The sequence below is a fragment of the Pseudomonas sp. CM27 genome, assembly GCF_013179515.1.
Taxonomy (GTDB): Bacteria; Pseudomonadota; Gammaproteobacteria; order Pseudomonadales; family Pseudomonadaceae; genus Aquipseudomonas.
Window position 1 is genome coordinate 1 of record NZ_JABMCN010000124.1, and the last position, 17,258, is coordinate 17,258.

Here is a 17,258-nt window from a genome sequence, read left to right on the forward strand (position 1 = left end):
CTATGCGCTCAGTTCGCTGATGCTGATCAGCGTGTTCCTGCTGACCCTGCTCGGTCAGCTGTACTCGCGCCGCTACCACCCGATGCTGTACTGGCTGGTGATCCTCTCCACCAGCACCGCCGGCACCACCATGTCCGACTTCATGGACCGTACGCTGGGCCTGGGTTACGCCGCAGGTTCGGCCATCCTCATTGGCATCCTGCTGCTGACCTTCCTGGTCTGGCGCCTGAGCGGCAACCCGCTGGACGTCACCCGCATCAGGAACCGCGCCGGCGAGCTGTTCTACTGGGTGGCGATCCTGTTTTCCAACACCCTCGGCACCGCGTTGGGCGATTACCTGGCCGATGATTCCGGGCTTGGCTTTGCCGGTGGCGCGCTGTTGATCGGCAGCGCCATCGCATTGGTGGTGGTGTCCCGCTACTGGACGCGCATCCCCGGGCTGGTGCTGTTCTGGGTCGCGTTTGTGCTCACTCGCCCATTCGGCGCCACGTTGGGCGACTTCCTGACCAAGCCGCATGAAAAGGGCGGGCTGGACTTCGGCACCATCGGCGCTTCGGCGGTGCTGGGCGGGGTCTTGCTGGTGCTGGTGCTGATGGCTAGCTGGTATCAGCGCCGTGAGCCGCGTCAGGCGCTGGAGGTGTCCTGAGGATTGATGCGGTAACGAGTGCTGCGGCCCCCGCCCGGCAGGCGAGTCAGGCAGGCCTTGTAGAGCATGTCGGTGAGGTGGCGGGTCGCAGTGGCCTTGGACACCTTCGCTACTGCCTGATTGCTGGCGATCCGTCCTGTGAGCCGAATAAGCTGGTTATTCGGCTCATTGAGTGAGCCGAATAGGGATGGCAATCGGCTCACTGCCGCCTCTGCATCATGAAAAAAGGGCGCCCCATGCGATGGAGCGCCCCTTCAGTCTTGCAACTCCAGCATCAGTCAGTAGTAATCCGCGAGTGCTGCTTGGTGTCCTTCATGGTCGCGTAAACCAGCAGCGAGCAGGCGATGCAGGCGGTGACGTACCAGTAGAAGCCGCTTTCCATGCCAACGCTCTTGAACCACAGGGCTATGTACTCGGCAGTGCCGCCGAAGATCGACACGGTCAGCGCGTAGGGCAGGCCCACGCCCAGTGCGCGAATTTCGGTAGGGAACAGCTCGGCTTTGACCACGGCGTTGATCGAGGTGTAACCGCTGACGATGATCAGCGCCGCCATGATCAGGAAGAACGCGCCCCACCAGGTCTGGATGGTGTGCAGCGTGCTCAGGATCGGCACGGTGAACAAGGTGCCGAGCACACCGAAGGCGATCAGGATAGGGCGTCGGCCGATCTTGTCGGACAGGCCGCCGATCACCGGCTGCAGGCACATGAACAGGAACAGCGTGGCGGCCGAGATGGTGGTCGAGTCGCTGATGCTCATGCCCACGGTGTTGACCAGGTACTTCTGCATGTAAGTGGTGTAGGTGTAGAAGGCCAGGGTGCCGCCCATGGTCAGGCCGACCACGGTCATCAGCTCCTTGGGGTGGCGCATCAGGGTGCGCATCAGGCTTTCCTTGGCCTTTTCCTTCTTGCTGAAGGAGGCGGTTTCTTCCATGCCGCGACGCAGGTACAGGGCAACCACGGCGCACAGGGCACCGATCACGAACGGCACGCGCCAGCCCCAGGCATACAGCTGCTCGGTGGTGAGGGTCTGTTGCAGGACGATCAGCACCGCCAGGGCGATGAGCTGGCCGGAGATCAGGGTCACGTACTGGAAGCTGGAGAAGAAGCCACGGCGTTCCTTGCTGGCCATTTCGCTCAGGTAGGTGGCCGAGGTGCCGTATTCGCCACCCACCGACAGCCCTTGCAGCAGGCGTGCGAAGACCAGCAGGATCGGGGCGGCCACGCCGATGGTTTCATAACCCGGGGTCAGGGCGATGACCAGCGAACCTGCGCACATCAGCAGCACCGAAGCCATCAGCGCGGCCTTGCGGCCTTTGCGGTCGGCGTACAGGCCCATCAGCCAGCCACCGATCGGGCGCATGAGGAAGCCGACGGCAAAGATCGCAGCGGTATTGAGCAGTTGTGCGGTGGAATCGCCGGCCGGGAAGAAGGCCTTGGCGAAGTACAGCGAGAATGCGGCGTAGACGTACCAGTCGTACCATTCCACCATGTTGCCGATGGACCCGCTGAAGATCGACTTCAGGCGGCTGGCGGTGGTTTTTTCTGCGGCAGGCGCGGTGGCCGCCCCGGCGGGCAGGGAGGTGGCGTTATCCATCAGGGATACCTTCTCGTTGTTTTTGTGGAGCGCGCCGTGGCGCAGCTTGCCAAGGCCATTGCAGAAGGTGTGCCAAATGGGTGCGTGGTGATTCATTCGGGGGCATTCAACCCCAAGTGAACCCCGTAATAAGCAGGCCGGCGCTGTCCCTGCAGGAGCGGCCTTGTGTGGCGTGGGTTGCAAAGCAGCCCCAAAATCTCGAAGCAATAAGCGGAATTCCGCTTGCTGTACGCACCCAATAAGCGGATTTCCGCTCATTACCTCCCGATAAAATCCTCGCGCACCAACCCATGCCGCTGCATCTTTTCGTTCAGCGTACGCCGTGGCAGCTGCAACGTTTCCATCACCGCCTTGATCTCGCCCCCATGCTGGCGCAACGCCGCACGCAGGCACTGCGCCTCGAACGCTTCGATCTGTTCGCCCAGCGACCGCCCGGCCGGGGCCACTTCGATGTTCGGCGCACCCAACCCCAGCGCATGCCGCTCTGCCGCATTGGCCAGCTCACGTACATTGCCCGGCCAGTCATGCGACAGTAGCTGTGCCAGCTGAGCGCCCGACAGCGGCGGCGCCACACGGCCAAGCTTTTCGCCAGCAGCCCGGGCAAAGTGCTGGAACAGCAGCGGGATGTCTTCACGCCGCTCGCGCAAGGGCGCCAGGCGCAGTTCAGCTACGTTCAGCCGGTAGGCGAGGTCCTCACGAAAACGCCCGGCCCGGGCCTCTTCAAGCAGGTCTGGCTTGGTTGCGGCAATGATGCGCAGGTCGACGCTGATGCTCTGGTTGGCCCCAAGGCGCTCCAGCTTCTGCTCCTGTATGACCCGCAACAGCTTGGCCTGCTGGGCCAGTGGCATGCTTTCGATCTCGTCGAGGAACACCGTGCCGCCGTTGGCATACTCCAGCTTGCCGATACGCTTGCCCTGGGCACCGGTGAAGGCGCCGCTTTCATGGCCAAAAAGCTCGGCCTCGAACAGTGACTCGGGGATTGCCGCGCAGTTGAGGGCGACAAAAGGCTTGCCGGCGCGAGGGCCAAAATCGTGCAGGCAGCGGGCTACCCGCTCCTTGCCACTGCCGGTTTCGCCACGGATCAGCACATTGACCGGCAGGCTGGCCAGGTCCAGCACTTGCCGGCGCAGGGCTTGCAGGCCTTGCGACATGCCCAGCAGCGTGTCCTCCAGGCGTGACTTGAGGTCCGCCTGTTCGTGCAACCGGCGGTTTTCCAGCACCAGCTGGCGCTTTTCCAGGGCACGGCGCAGGCTGCCGAGCAGGTGCTGCGGGGTAAAGGGCTTTTCCAGGAAGTCATAGGCCCCGCTGCGCATGGCCTCCACAGCCATGGGCACGTCGCCGTGGCCGGTCAGCAGGATTACCGGCAGGTCGGGGTCGTCCGCCTGCAGGCGCTCGAGCAATTGCAGGCCATCCATGCCGGGCATGCGCACATCGCTGATGATTACTCCGGGAAAGTGCGCGGGCAGGTGGGCCAGGCATTCATCGGCGCGCGGGAACAACTGCACGCTGAAGCCGGACAGACTTAGCCACTGTTCGACCGCGCTGAGGATACTGGCTTCATCATCGACAACGATCACTGAATTCAACATACAGGCTCCAGGTCTCGGGGCAGGGTCAGGCTGAAGCGAGCACCGCCGGGCAAGTTTTCGGCCAGCAGCTGGCCACCGGCCTCGTGGACGATCCCGTAGGAGATCGCCAGGCCAAGCCCCAGGCCTTCGCCCACCGGCTTGGTGGTGAAAAACGGGTCGAAGACCTTGGTCAGGTCGGCCTCGGCAATGCCGCCACCGGAGTCGAGCACACTCAGGCGCCACAGTTCGCCATCGCGCTCGATGCGCATCTCCAGGCGTTTGTAACGCTTGTCGGCCATGGCGTCGAGCGCGTTGCGCAGCAGGTTGATCAGCACCTGTTCCAGGCGGATGGCATCGCCGCGCACCCAGGCAGGGCGGGCCAGGTACAGGGCTACCTCAACTTGTTCGCTGCGAATGCGTGCCTCCAGCAAGTGCAAGGCCTGGTCGACCACGGTGGCCAGGTCCAGCCGCTCGCGCAGGCCCACTGGGCTATTGCGGGCGAAGGTCTTCAGGTGGCTGGTGAGCGCGGCCATGCGCGTCAGCATCTGCTCCAGCGGTTCCAGCGCCTGACGTGCTTCGTCATGACGGCCATGGTCGAGCAGCAGCCGCAGGGTTTCGAGCTGCATGCGCTGGGTGGTCAGCGGCTGGTTGATTTCATGGGCCATGGCCGCCGACATCTGCCCGAGCGCCGCCAGCTTGGCCGATTGCACCAGGCCCTCCTGAGCGGTGCGCAGCTCGCGGGTGCGCTCCTCGACCTGGCGTTTGAGTTCTTCCCGGTTGCGTTGCCGCAGGCGCGCCAGGCGCAGGCGCTGGCTAACGAACAGCGCGGCAAACACCAGGCTCAGCCACACTGCGGCAGCCCCCAGGGCGGCATTGCGGCCACTGGCGGCGACCTGCGGTTTACGCAACAGGTGCAGGGTCCAGGTCTCGCCAGGCAGCGGCAGGCTTTCCCACAGGTATTCGGTGCTGCCTTGCGGGCCCTGCACACGGCTGAGGTGGCTGTTTTCGGCAAAACGGGTCAGCACCTGGTGTTGCAAGGGCACCAGGGGTTGCTTGTCGTATTGCCGGGTTTCAGCCAGCTCGGCGCGGTCGGCACTGCTGAGCGGTTTGAGCTCGCGGTAGCGCCAGCCATCCTGGTTGGCGATGAAGGTGATGCCGCGGGCGTCGCTGACCAGCAGGATATCGCTGCCTTGGCGCCACTCGCGCTCCAGTTCAGGGAACTCCAGCTTGACCACCATGGCACCGAGGAAGCGGCCCTGCTCATCATTCACCGCGCTGGCGAGGAAGTAGCCCGGCACGCCGCTGGTCACGCCCACGGCATAGAAGCGGCCACTGCCCTGGCTACGGGTTTGCTTGAAGTACGGGCGAAAGCCGTAGTTGGAGCCGACGTAGCTGCTGGGCAGTCGCCAATTGCTGGCGGCAATCGCCAGGCCAGTGCGGTCGAGCAGTTCGAGGGTGGAGGAATTGGCGGCGCCATTGATGCGCTCAAGTTTGCGGTTCAGGGCGTCCTGCACCGCTTCGCTGACCGGGCCGCGCAGGGCGGCGATCAGTTCCGGGTCCAGCGCCAGTACGGCGGGCAGGGCGCGGTAGCGGTCGATCAGGGTGTGCAGGGCGTTGGCGTACAGCCCCAGTTGCTGGCTGGCACGCCGGGCGTCGTCTTCCATCGCCTGGCGCTTGGCCTGGTGCATGGCCCAGCCGGCGCTCAAGGCGGTACCCAGCGCGATCAGCAGGGTGATCAGCCCCAGACGCAGGGCGCGAAAGGAAAAGGGCATGGGGCGGATCCGGATGATTGGAATATCGGGACCGGCCCCTTCGCGGGCAAGCCCGCGAAAGGGCCAGTACAAGCGGCCGATCAGTTACAGCAATTCAAAACTCTGCTGCTGCACCGCCTGCGAATCCAGGCCCACCTGGACGTTGAACTCGCCAGGCTCGGCAACCCGTTGCAGTTGGCCATTGTAGAACTTCAGGGCTTCTTCGCTGATGCTGAAGGTCAAAGTCCGTGACTCACCCGGCTTGAGCATCAGCTTCTGGAAGTTCTTGAGCTCCTTCACCGGGCGGCTCATGGAGGCCGACACATCCTGCAGGTACAGCTGCACCACGGTCTCGCCGTCCCGCTTGCCGGTGTTCTTCACCGTCACCTTGGCCTGCAGCGTGTCGCCGCGCTTCAGGTCCTTGCTCGAGAGGGCCAGGCCCGACAGCTCGAAGCTGCTGTAGCTCAGGCCATAACCGAACGGGTACAGCGGGCCGTTGGGCTCCTCGAAGTACTGCGAGGTGTAGTTGCCCGGCTTGCCTGGGGTGAACGGCCGACCGATACGGGTGTGGTTGTAGTACATCGGGATCTGCCCGACCGAACGCGGGAAGGTAATGGCCAGCTTGCCGGACGGGTTGTAGTCACCGAACAGCACGTCGGCGATGGCGTTGCCGCCCTCGGTGCCGGCGAACCAGGTTTCGAGGATGGCGTCAGCCTGCTCGCGCTCCCAGCCGATCGACAGCGGCCGGCCGTTCATCAACACCAGCACCAGCGGTTTGCCGGTGGCCTTCAGGGCCTTGATGAGTTCACGCTGGCTGGCCGGGATCTCCAGGGTGGTGCGGCTGGACGATTCGTGGGACATGCCGCGGGATTCGCCGACCACTGCCACCACCACGTCGGACTGTTCCGCCGCCTTGACCGCCTCGTCGATCAGCACCGCAGGCGGGCGCGGGTCGTCGACGATTTCCGGGGCATCGAAGTTGAGGAAGTTCAGGTAGTCGAACATCGCCTTGTCGCCGGTGACGTTGGAACCCTTGGCATAGACCAGCTTCGCCTTGCCTTCGACGGCACGGCGCAAGCCTTCGCGCACGGTCACCGAATGCACCGGTTTGCCGTCGGCGGCCCAGCTGCCCATCATGTCGATCGGGGCATCGGCCAATGGGCCGACCAGGGCGATGGTGCCGGCCTTTTTCAACGGCAAGGTCTGCTTGTGGTTTTCCAGCAGTACCAGGCTGCGGCGTGCCACGTCACGCGCGGCATCGCGGTGCAGGCGGTCGTTGCCGTAGTAGTCCTTCAGGTCGTCTTCGGCCTTGGCGATGCGCACGTACGGGTCCTTGAACAGACCCATGTCGTACTTGGCGCCGAGTACCTCGCGCACGGCCTGGTCCAGTTCACCCTGGGTCACTTCGCCGGACTTCAGCAAGCCTGGCAGCTCTTCACCGTACAGGGTGTCGTTCATGCTCATGTCGATGCCGGCCTTGATCGCCAGCTTGGCAGCTTCACGGCCGTCACGGGCAACGCCGTGGCGGATCAGCTCCTGGATGGCGCCATGGTCGCTGATGGTCACGCCCTCGAAGCCCCACTCCTTGCGCAGCAGGTCGTTCATCAGCCAGGTGTTGGAGGTGGCCGGCACGCCGTTGATCGAGTTCAGCGCCACCATCACCCCGCCAGCACCGGCGTCGAGCGCGGCGCGGTAGGGTGGCAGATAGTCGTTGTACATCTTCGGCAGGCTCATATCGACCGTGTTGTAGTCGCGCCCGCCCTCCACCGCGCCGTACAGGGCGAAATGCTTGACGATGGCCATGATGCTATCGGGGTTGGCCGGGCTGCTGCCCTGGAACGAGCGCACCATCACCTGGCCGATCTTCGAGGTCAGGTAGGTGTCTTCACCGAAACCTTCGCTGGTGCGGCCCCAGCGCGGGTCGCGGGCGATGTCGACCATCGGCGCGAAGGTCATGTCCAGGGCATCGGCCGAGGCCTCGATGGCGGCGGTGCGGCCCACCTTGGCGACGGCGTCCATGTCCCAGGTGGCCGCCATGCCCAGCCCGATCGGGAAGATGGTGCGCTCGCCGTGGACGGTGTCGTAGGCGAAGAACATCGGGATCTTCAGGCGGCTGCGCATGGCGGCATCCTGCATCGGCCGGTTTTCGGGGGCGGTACGCGAGTTGAAGGTGCCGCCGATGCGGCCCGCAGCAATTTCCTCGCGGATCTTCTCGTGGGGCATTTCCGGGCCGATACTGATCAGTCGCAACTGGCCGATTTTCTCGGCCTCGGTCATCTGCCCGATCAGGTGGTCGATGAATGCCTGCTTGTCCTGCAGGGGCGGGGCGGAGGGGGCGGCCAAGGCCACCTGACTGGCAAGGCCCATGGCCAGGCCCAGCAAAGACAGTTTCATCATGAATTCCGTAGTAGGGCCTGTGCCGTATCCACGCTGATACGCGCGCGGCCGAAGTTTTCAGGCGGCTATTGTTGTACGATTCGCAGGCATTTCTTCCAGCGGCGGATTATGCCTGAATATGTGGCCCGCGGACGAAGCCCCGAATGCCGGGACAACAACAATAAGATCGCTCGAGAGACCGACGGCATGACCCCCTTCGACGAATATCACCAGCGGCAGATAGCCGAAGCCATTGCCCGTGCCGAACGGCGCACCGATGCCGAACTGGTCACGGTGCTGGCCCGTCGTGCCGACGATTACGCCTATTGGCCTTTATTGTGGGCCGCGGTGCTGGCCCTGGCGCTGCCTGGTTTGTTGCAGTGGCTGTCGGGGTGGCCCGGTGTACGTGGCCTGCTGGTGGCCAACGTGTTGCTGTTCATGGGTTTGTGCCTGTTGTTGCGCAACCCGCGCCTGGTCGGCTGGCTGATCCCCGGTGCGCTGCGCCGCTGGCGCGCCTCGCGGCTGGCACGGCAACAGTTTCGTGAACAGAACCTGCAGCGGACTGCGGGGGCCACGGGGGTGCTGATTTTTGTCAGTGAGGCCGAGCGGCATGTGGAGATACTGGTAGACCGTGGCATCGAGCGTTATCTGGATGCCGCCGCCCGTGCGGTGATCGTTGCCCGTTTTGCCGAGCAGGTGCGTCAGGGCCGGACCTTGCAGGGCTTTGTCGAGTGTATCGATGCCTGTGGCGAGCTGCTTGGCGAGCATGTGCCGCCTACGCATGCGCGTAACGAATTGCCGAACCGGCTGGTGATCCTCGATTGAGCAGCATGCAGCCGCCTCAACAAGGGCAGGCAGTTCAGGGCTGCTGTGCAGCCCATCGCCGGCAAGCCAGCTCCCACAGGTACAGCGCATGGCTTGAAATTGACGTGGTCGAAGTGGGAGCTGGCTTGCCGGCGATGGGCCGCAAAGCGGCCCTGAATGGCCAGGGTATGCCCGCTCGCACGGCACACGGTAGAATGAGTGTTCCGCTACTCAAGGCCCCTTTCTCCATGTCCGCCAGTAATTCCGCTCCCTCCGCGCCCGATGCGCGCGCCCGGTTTCTTGACCTGCTGAACGCCGCCCTGCACGGCAACACCTTGGTCAAACTGGTGCTGGCGCGCCATGTAGGTGCCGACCAGACCTTGCAACGAATCATTGCCAAGCCGCTGCAGGTCAAGGGCCAGCCGTGCCTGTCGCTGGTCTATCGTCACCAGACCCGCGACATCACCCAAAACCTGGCGCTGGACCAGGCCCAGGCGCTGGTCGCCGAGCTGCTGCCAGGCAGCTTCCGTAATGCCCACCTGTTCGACGCAGAGGGTGAAGTGCAGCTGACCTTCAGCAAGAAGGGCAAGCCCATGCTCCAGCGTCACGGCGCGCAGGCCGCACGCGAGGTTGCCGCCAGCAGCGGCCATGACCGTGAGAAAAAGCGCTACCTGGAGCTGGCACGGCCCTTCCTGCGTGACCTTGGCGTCACCGATGCACAAGGCGCACTGATCCCGTCCATGTCGCGCAAGTGGAAGCAGATCAACAAGTTCATCGAGGTCTTCGACCACGCCCTGGCCAGCGCCCCGGTGCCGCCAGAGCAGGCACTGCGGGTCGCCGATTTCGGTTCCGGCAAGGGCTACCTGACCTTTGCCATGCACGATTACCTGCGCAACAGCCTGGGCCGTGAAGCGCAGGTCACCGGTGTGGAACTGCGCCAGGACATGGTCGACCTGTGCAACGCGGCCGCCTCGCACCTGGAGCACCCGGGCCTGGAGTTCCAGTGTGGTGACGTGCGCAGCGTGGTACCCGAGGCCATCGAAGTGATGATCGCCCTGCATGCCTGCGACATCGCCACCGACTACGCCATCCATACCGGTATTCGCTGCAACGCCGCGATCATCATGTGCTCGCCGTGCTGCCACAAACAGATCCGCCCGCAACTGCACAGTCCGGGGTTGCTACAACCCATGCTGCAGTACGGTCTGCACCTGGGCCAGCAGGCCGAAATGCTCACCGACAGCCTGCGTGCGCTGTATCTGGAAGCCTGCGGGTACGAAACCAAGGTGTTCGAGTTCATCTCCCTGGAGCACACCAACAAGAACAAGATGATTCTTGCGGTGAAGCGCAAGCAGGCGGGGGATAACGGCGCGCTGCTGGAGAAAATTGCCCAGCTCAAGGCGTTCTATGGGGTGCAGGAGCATTGCCTGGAGACGCTGTTGCGGGCGGATGGGTTGCTTTGACAGGTTTCAGTGGCCGTCTTCAGCGCTGCCTATTGTGAGAGCGGTTGTCGCGAACGGTCGCGGATGGCTTGCTACGCTGCTGGGATCTTGCAGCCCATCGCGACACGAGGCCGATCCTGCAGGCCTCCTGCTAGCGCCCAGCGATTGGTGGCTTGACCGCCAACTCCGCCTGCCCCAACGGATGCGTATTGGCATCGAAGAAATGCAGCTCAATCCCCGCCAGGTCGCCAAAGCGATCGACAAAGTGCTGCTTCTGATTGATCACCGACGCCTCGTTCAACGGCCGTACAGCAATCGACAACTGCTTCGGCCGGGCCAGCCGGATAGCGTCAAGCAAGTGCTGGTCACTGCTGTCCAGATGCTGCCCGAACAGGCATAGCCCCTGGCTTTCCCCGGCCAGTTGCCCCAGGCACCAGCTCAGGTAGTCAGAATTGCGGATCGCACGCAGTTTCTCGTCGCTGCGGTCTTCGTTGACGAACAGCGGTACCTCGCCCGGGATGTTCACGGCAAACCCATCGAGCAGTTCGGCGTTGTCGGCACTGCGTTGGCGTGTGGTGCCGTCGGGCAGCTTCAGCAAGTGCATGCCGCCATGCAGGTGCAGCACCCGGGTGCCTTCGGTTTGGGTGCGGCGTACATCGAAGAAGCCCTGCTCGTCGAACAGGTCGGCGAAGCCGTGCGGAGCATGTTGCACCGCCCACGGCAGCAGCAGGTCGTAATTGCTGGTATAGACGTTGCGGTAGCCGCGCAGGGCCTGGTTGAGGGTGGTCAGCGTAGCCGGCGTCATCAGTGGCCACGGCAGGTGCACGGTGCGCACGGCGTGAATCAGCGCTTCCTTGATCGAGTAGTAGCGGTTCAGCGGTGCGGTGGAATTGATCGCCAGCGCGGCGTTGGTGCGAACCGTGGTGTTGAGGGCGCTGAGCACGGGTTCGAACAGCTCTGTCCCCAGCGACTTGAACAGTGCCTGGTCGCTGACGGCCAGGCCCTTCTTGCGGCCGGCGCGTTGCGCTTGCTCGAACAGCGAGAAATAGCCGAACGGTTTCCACAGTGCGCGGCTGGCGCCGTTGCCCAGCAGCAGCGCGTCACAGGGGTGGCGGGCGGCGAGTTCTGGCCAGGGAGAAAGGGTGGCGTCAAGTGCGGGCATGCTGGGATCCGTTGGGTGGCGCGGAGAACGGGGGCGACTTTAGCATGTCATGCAAGCTGGGCGACGGTTGGCCGTCAAGGCAATGTTCATGTGTTGTGTGTTCAAGCCTGGTCCGGTAGGGTCGCGTCGTCCTTGTTCCCAGTTTCTCAACGTTGCGACCTTGACATCGAAGCCTGCTTCAGCCCTGTTCTGCCACCTGCAAACTGCGGTTCCTGTTGCGCCAAACCCGATACGCCCGAATTCCCGCCCGCACCGAGCCGAACAGCAGTTTGTCTTCCATCTCCCGCGCCATCCCGGAGCGCACCAGCATGCGCAGGAAGGTGCCGCGGGCGCGGGCGATAGCGAAGAAGATGCCTTGCGCCGCCAGGGTGTCACGCACTTCGCGCAGGGCCGCGATGCCGCTGACATCGATGCTGGTTACCGCTTCGGCATCGAACAGCACGGCCTTGGGCTCGGCCTGACTCTGCACCGCTTCCAGCAGGCGCATCTTGAAGTAGTCGGCATTGAAGAACAGGATCGCGTCATCGAAGCGGTACACCACCAGCCCGGGCACGGTACGGGCATCCTTGAACTTGCGGATGTCTACCTGGCCTTCGGTGCCCGGCAGCCAGCCGAGCACGGCGTCGGTGGGCTGGTAGATGCTGTACAGCAGGCGCAGGATCGCCAAGGTCACGGCAAACACGATACCGGGCAGCACGCCCAGGCCCAGCACGCCCACCGTGGTCAGCAGGCACAGCCAGCACTCGAAGCGGCTCAGGCGGCGGATATGCCCCAGGGATTTGATGTCGATCAGCCCCCAGCCGGCCATCAGCAGCACGGCACCCAGTGCGGCCTGGGGGATCCACGCCATCGGCGCGGTGAAGAACATCAGTATCATGGCGATGACCAGCGCGGCGATGATGCCCACCAGCTGGCTTTTGCCGCCGACCATGTCGTTGACCGCAGTGCGCGAGTCGGCGCCGCTGATGGCGAAGCCCTGGGACGCGCCGGCCGCCAGGTTGCTTACGCCCAGGGCGACGAATTCGTGGTTGGCGTTGATCGCGTAACCGTGCCGGGCGGCAAAGCTGCGTGCGGTAAGCATGGCGCTGCAGAAGCTGACGGTGGCGATCCCCAGGGCATCGCGCAGCAAGCTCTTCATTTCTGCCAGGTTGCTGTGTGGCCATGCCAGCTGCGGGATACCCGCCGGCACCGGGCCGAGAATCGCCACCCCCAGGCGGTCCAGTCCAAGCAGGCCGACCAGTGACATGAACAGTGCCACCACGATCAGGGCGGCGGGCAGGCGCGGGTAGCGCCGTGGCAACCAGATCAGCAGGCCCAGCGCCGCCAGGCCGATAAGCAGCGTCACCCAGTGGATTTCGCCCAGGCGCTGGAAGAAATTGATCAGGCTGAGGATGAAACCGTCACCTTCGATCCTGAAGCCCACCACCTTGGACAATTGCCCGGCGATCAAGCTCAGGCCGATGCCGTTGAGGTAGCCGATCAGGATCGGCCGCGAAAAGAAGCTGGCGATGAACCCGGCGCGGGCCAGGCCGGCGCCGATCAACATCATCCCGACCAGCAGGGTGACGATCACCGAAAGCTCGGCAATCCGCTGCGGGTCGCCCATGGCCAGTGGCGCCACAGCGCCGGCGATCATCGCGCAGGTAGCGGCGTCAGGGCCGACCATCAGCTGGCGCGAGCTGCCGATCAAGGCGTAGACCATCATCGGCAGCACGCAGGCGTACAGGCCGTACTGCGGCGGCAGACCGACGATCTGCGCATAGGCGATAGCGATGGGAATCTGGATCGCTGCTACCGATAGACCGGCCTGCAGGTCGGCGTGGAACCATTCACGGCGGTACTGCAGCAGGTTGGCGAGGCCCGGGAGCCAGCGGGAGAGAAACATGCGTCGTCCTTTCGAAATGCTTCACAGATCCATTGAACATATGCGCTACAAGCCGTTTCGCTTGCACGCGCCTGCGCATTGAAACGGATCGACAGGCAAATGGCCATGGTCCAGGTTGATTGAAAGGCAGAAACGAAAAAAGGAGCCGGGGCTCCTTTTGACAGCGATGACGTTGCTGAAACGCCATGCGGAATGCAATGTGGAGCGGGTAGAGGGAATCGAACCCTCAACTAAAGCTTGGGAAGCTTTCGTTTTGCCACTAAACTATACCCGCGTCTGCGCAGCACTTTTTACCAGAACCCTCAACGAATTAGAAGCCCAAGTTATCAAAAAGCTTGTCGGCACCCAGTAGCCTTGCGGGTATCTGCCAAAGGGCGCCGAGCTGCTCAGATGGCCAATGCATGCTGCCCCTGTTGCACGTGCTGGTAGCGTGGACGGTGCTCGCGCGACGTCGGCTTGAGGAAGCCGAGCAGCACGTTGCGGGTATCTTCACAGGCAACCTTGTTTTCCATGTCGAGGAAGTGGCCAGCGTCCCGGATCACGCGGAAGTGGCTATTGCCCACGTGCTTGCCAAATTCCCGGGCATCTTCGACCGTGGTGTACTCGTCGCGGTCGCCGTTGATGAACAGCACCGGGATGTCGATATTGCGCGCACCTTTCAGCGCCCGCTCCAGGTCGTTCTGCAGCACTTCGTTGATGTGATAGTGCATCTGCGCGTACTCGTGGCTGTCCAGGCTGCTGACATGCCGGTAATTGAAGCGTTTGAACAGCGACGGCAGGTGCTTGCCGATGGTGTCGTTGACCAGGTTGCCGACCTGGTAGCGGTCGCAGGCGGCCAGGTACTGGCAGCCCCGGTCCAGGTAATCACGCATCGGTTCGTTGATCACTGGCGAGAACGAACTGACCACGGCCTTTTTCACCCGTTGCGGCTGGTGCGCCAGCGCCAGCAGCGTGCTTGCACCACCCCACGAGAACGACATCACGTGATCGGCCTGGAAATGCTCGATCAGCTCCAGCAGGATGTGCGCCTCGGTCTCCTTGGAGATCAGCCGCTCCTGACGGTTGTGCGGCTTGGATTTGCCCGCATACGGCTGGTCGAACAATACAACGTTGAATTGCGGGTGCAGGTTACGAACCGTCTGGGCGAACGAGGCCGTGGTGGCCAACGAGCCGTTGACCAGGATGATCGTCTTCTCGGCCGCATCCGCGCGATGGAACTCCGTGTAAACCCGATACTGACCTTGGATATCAAGTACAGCGATTTCTGGCCTCATGTCATCGACTCCTGGCGCAAAAAGGGTATTCGCGTCACCTAGGGTGCACGTTCTTTATGACAGGTAGGCATTCGCCTGAAGAGTAACCGAGGGGGCCCTGTGTCGATCCTTGGCACTTGCGTCGACGGTATTGTTTTTGGCGGGCAATCTGCCGTGCCCCAAGGCATCTAGGCCTTGGGTGGCCGGCAAAAAGTTGTCCTCGACTGCGGTTGTGACTTGGTAGTCACATGCAGACTGACGATTTGGATTCAAGCAGTGGGTTGCGGATCCCGCAAGTGCCGTTCGGGCGAAAGTGTGACTTTTGTCGCCGAGCGGTCGTGTGACGACCCTTTGCGGTCTGTTCCGGCCCTTTCGCGGGTGAACCCGCTCCCACAGGTCCAGCGCAGCTCTCGAGCGCGACGAGGTCCCTGTAGGGGCGGGTTTACCCGCGAACAGGCCAGGGCAGACACCCTAGACAGTGGCGATTTCACCCACCGTCAGTTCACGAAATGCCCCGGGCGCCAACCCCGGGTCCAGCTGGATCGCCCCCATGCTCTCGCGATGCAGCCCCACCACCTTGTTGTCGAAATGGCCGAACATGCGCTTGACCTGGTGATAACGCCCTTCGACGATTGCCAGGCGAGCCCGGCGCGGCCCGAGGATGTCCAGCTGCGCAGGCTGGGTGGTGAGGTCCTCGAAGGCAAAATAGAACCCTTCCCGGAATCTGGCGACATAGTGCTCGCCAATCTCGTCCTCGGTTTCCACCAGGTAATGCTTGGGCAGCTTGGTGGCAGGTTGGGTCAGGCGTCGCGACCATTGCCCGTCGTTGGTCAGGATCATCAGGCCGGTGGTGTTGAAGTCCAGGCGCCCAGCTATGTGCAGGTCATCACGCATTGCGGCTGGCAGCAGGTCGAGCACAGTGCGGTGTTGCGGGTCGCGCGTCGCGCTCACGCAGCCCGCAGGTTTGTGCAGCATCAGGTAGCGCGCCGGGCGGCCGGCCTGCAGCAACTGGTCGTCCAGCTCGACGCGGCTGAATTCGCGGACCTCGGCCAGCGGGTCGCTGACCACCTGGCCGTCCACCCGCACACGGCGTTGCGCCAGCATCAGGCGGACTTGCTGGCGGTTGTAGCTGGGCAGGTTGGCGAGGAAACGGTCAAGGCGCATGGCAAGGGTCAGTCGGCGGCAGGTGATCGGAGTTGTTCTTCAACGGCTGCGCAGCGCGGGCACAGGCAGGCTTTGTCACGCAACTCGGCGGGCAGGGCCTGGAGCACCGCCGGGTCGATGCTCACGCTGTAGCACCAGCAGGCCTGGGTGGCGAGGCGCGGGTCAGCCAGGCTGCACTGGTTGAGCGCACCGCAAGCGGGGCAGTATTGGCTGTCATTCATGGTCGGTTTCACTGCAGACGCGGTTGCGGCCGGCCTGCTTGGCACGATAAAGCGCGCGGTCGGCGCGGGTCAGCAGGGTATGCAAGGTATCCCCAGGTTGCAGGCTGCTCAGACCGATGCTGGTGGTCAGGCGCAGCGGCTGGTCGTCGTAGCTGAAGGTCAGCTGCTCGGTGCGCCGGCGGATCTTTTCCGCCACTTCGATGGCCGGGCGGCCTTCGGCTTCACGCAGCAGCACGATGAATTCCTCGCCACCCCAGCGGCAGAGTATATCCGACTGGCGCAGGCTGCCTTGCAGCACATTGGCGAACTGGCGCAGCACTTCGTCGCCTGCCAGGTGGCCGTGGGTGTCATTCAGCGCCTTGAAATGGTCCAGGTCGATCAGCAATGCTACCAGCGGACCACTGTCGCGCTGGGCTTCGTGCAAGGCCTGGGCGGCCAGCAGGTCGAAGCTGCGCCGGTTGGGCAGGCCGGTGAGGCTGTCGAGGGTGGCCAGCGCCTCGGTGCTGGCCTGGTGGCGGCGGACCATGGCGTGAATCAGCGCCAGTACCACCAAGGTGATCATCGCGCAGATGACCAGGTTCAGGTACAGCGAGTGACGGATTCGGTCGAGGGCGCCGGTTTCGCGCTTGTCCACCAGCAGGTACCAGTCAAGCTCGGGCAGGTGGCGCACGTTCAGAAAGTGGCTGTGGTTATCGCTGTCGCGGTATTCGTGGCTGCCTTCGCCGGGTACCGGTTGCGCGGCCAGCAGGTCATCCAGTTCGGGGTTGGCGCTGAGCGGCTGGCCGACCCGCAAGCCCTGCGGGCCGCCTTCGGAGCCCGTCAGCAGGACCTTGCCCTTGGCGTCGGTGAACAGCACCGAACGCTGGTAGCGGCGTTGGTACTGATCGATCAGCTTGACCACCGACGAGACGCTCAGCCCGACCCCGGCGGCGCCGATGAAGCGTTGCTGGTAGTCATGCACCTGATAGTTGATGAACACGGTCAGGCTGTCCTGATTGGCCATGTCCAGGTCGACGTTGATTTCGTAGGGGGCCTTGAGTTCGCGCAGGCGGAAGTACCAGGCATCGCGCCAGGTGCCGGGTTCGACTTTCTTGAGCACGCCCTTGGCCTGGTAGTAGGTCAAGGTACGGTTGGAGACAAAAAAGGACGTGAAGGTGTCCTGTTTGCCCATCACCTCGCCAAGGTAGCGGGTCATGCGCCGGGTATCCTGCTCACCGGACAGCACCCAGTCACGCAGGAAGGTGTCCTGGGCCATCATCGAGGCGATCAGGACCGGGCGAATCAGGTCTTTCTGGATTTCCGAGTAGACCGTGTCGGAGGTGAGCGGCAGCTCGGTGTTGATGATGCCGTCGCGGATGGCGCTGCGTGAGGCGAAGTAGCTGAGCAGGGAAG

The 17,258-nt window shown here is 63.6% G+C and carries 13 protein-coding genes, 1 tRNA gene and 1 pseudogene; 3 read left to right on the forward strand and 12 right to left on the reverse strand.

Translation table 11 applies throughout. The features are described 5' to 3' along the window. The coding region (locus HP547_RS16360) for a hypothetical protein (protein WP_172286841.1) at window positions 1–646 on the forward strand (646 nt) is incomplete at its 5' end. On the opposite strand, the pseudogene HP547_RS16365 reads toward HP547_RS16360, so the two are convergent. The 5 genes and pseudogenes from HP547_RS16365 to bglX form a co-directional block, all read right to left on the reverse strand. Beyond that, window positions 625–774: pseudogene (locus tag HP547_RS16365) on the reverse strand (DUF4172 domain-containing protein); the annotation flags it as partial. The gene HP547_RS16360 and the pseudogene HP547_RS16365 overlap by 22 nt on opposite strands. A gap of 146 nt (window positions 775–920) precedes the next feature. Next, window positions 921–2,240, reverse strand: a complete 1,320-nt coding sequence (locus HP547_RS16370; protein WP_172227850.1) for an MFS transporter — start codon at window positions 2,238–2,240, stop codon at window positions 921–923. A gap of 257 nt (window positions 2,241–2,497) precedes the next feature. After that, window positions 2,498–3,829 carry a sigma-54 dependent transcriptional regulator gene (locus tag HP547_RS16375; protein ID WP_172286842.1) on the reverse strand — a complete coding sequence of 444 codons (1,332 nt, stop codon included), beginning with the start codon at window positions 3,827–3,829 and terminating at the stop codon, window positions 2,498–2,500. Then, window positions 3,823–5,580 (reverse strand): ATP-binding protein, encoded by a 1,758-nt coding sequence (locus HP547_RS16380; RefSeq protein ID WP_172286843.1) that lies wholly within the window; start codon window positions 5,578–5,580, stop codon window positions 3,823–3,825. Before HP547_RS16380 ends, HP547_RS16375 begins: the two co-directional genes overlap by 7 nt. 84 nt (window positions 5,581–5,664) lie before the next feature. Further along, the gene (gene bglX / locus HP547_RS16385; protein ID WP_172286844.1) at window positions 5,665–7,956 is read right to left on the reverse strand and encodes a beta-glucosidase BglX; all 2,292 of its coding nucleotides are present in this window, start codon (window positions 7,954–7,956) and stop codon (window positions 5,665–5,667) included. Window positions 7,957–8,142: 186 nt separating this feature from the next. Here bglX and HP547_RS16390 point away from each other — a divergent pair, with 186 nt between their 5' ends. Both HP547_RS16390 and HP547_RS16395 read left to right on the forward strand, forming a co-directional pair. Continuing rightward, window positions 8,143–8,760 (forward strand): TPM domain-containing protein, encoded by a 618-nt coding sequence (locus HP547_RS16390; protein ID WP_172227035.1) that lies wholly within the window; start codon window positions 8,143–8,145, stop codon window positions 8,758–8,760. A 227-nt stretch (window positions 8,761–8,987) separates the two neighbouring features. After that, window positions 8,988–10,202 (forward strand): SAM-dependent methyltransferase, encoded by a 1,215-nt coding sequence (locus tag HP547_RS16395; RefSeq protein ID WP_172227038.1) that lies wholly within the window; start codon window positions 8,988–8,990, stop codon window positions 10,200–10,202. A 130-nt stretch (window positions 10,203–10,332) separates the two neighbouring features. Here the strand turns inward: HP547_RS16395 and HP547_RS16400 are convergent, their stop codons facing one another. From HP547_RS16400 to HP547_RS16430, 7 genes are all read right to left on the reverse strand, one after another. Beyond that, complete coding sequence (locus tag HP547_RS16400; RefSeq protein WP_172227041.1) at window positions 10,333–11,343, reverse strand: DUF4917 family protein; 1,011 nt, start codon at window positions 11,341–11,343, stop codon at window positions 10,333–10,335. A 178-nt stretch (window positions 11,344–11,521) separates the two neighbouring features. After that, window positions 11,522–13,228, reverse strand: a complete 1,707-nt coding sequence (locus tag HP547_RS16405; protein ID WP_172286845.1) for a SulP family inorganic anion transporter — start codon at window positions 13,226–13,228, stop codon at window positions 11,522–11,524. 200 nt (window positions 13,229–13,428) lie between these two features. Further along, window positions 13,429–13,502 (reverse strand) — tRNA-Gly (locus HP547_RS16410). A gap of 112 nt (window positions 13,503–13,614) precedes the next feature. Further along, complete coding sequence (locus tag HP547_RS16415) at window positions 13,615–14,502, reverse strand: alpha/beta fold hydrolase (protein WP_172227047.1); 888 nt, start codon at window positions 14,500–14,502, stop codon at window positions 13,615–13,617. A gap of 450 nt (window positions 14,503–14,952) precedes the next feature. Further along, the gene (locus tag HP547_RS16420) at window positions 14,953–15,645 is read right to left on the reverse strand and encodes a pseudouridine synthase (protein WP_172227050.1); all 693 of its coding nucleotides are present in this window, start codon (window positions 15,643–15,645) and stop codon (window positions 14,953–14,955) included. 8 nt (window positions 15,646–15,653) lie between these two features. Then, the gene (locus HP547_RS16425; protein ID WP_172227053.1) at window positions 15,654–15,866 is read right to left on the reverse strand and encodes a cysteine-rich CWC family protein; all 213 of its coding nucleotides are present in this window, start codon (window positions 15,864–15,866) and stop codon (window positions 15,654–15,656) included. Then, window positions 15,859–17,258, reverse strand: a 1,400-nt coding sequence (locus tag HP547_RS16430) for a diguanylate cyclase (protein WP_172286846.1), incomplete at its 5' end; no start/stop codon positions are given. The genes HP547_RS16430 and HP547_RS16425, both read right to left, overlap by 8 nt.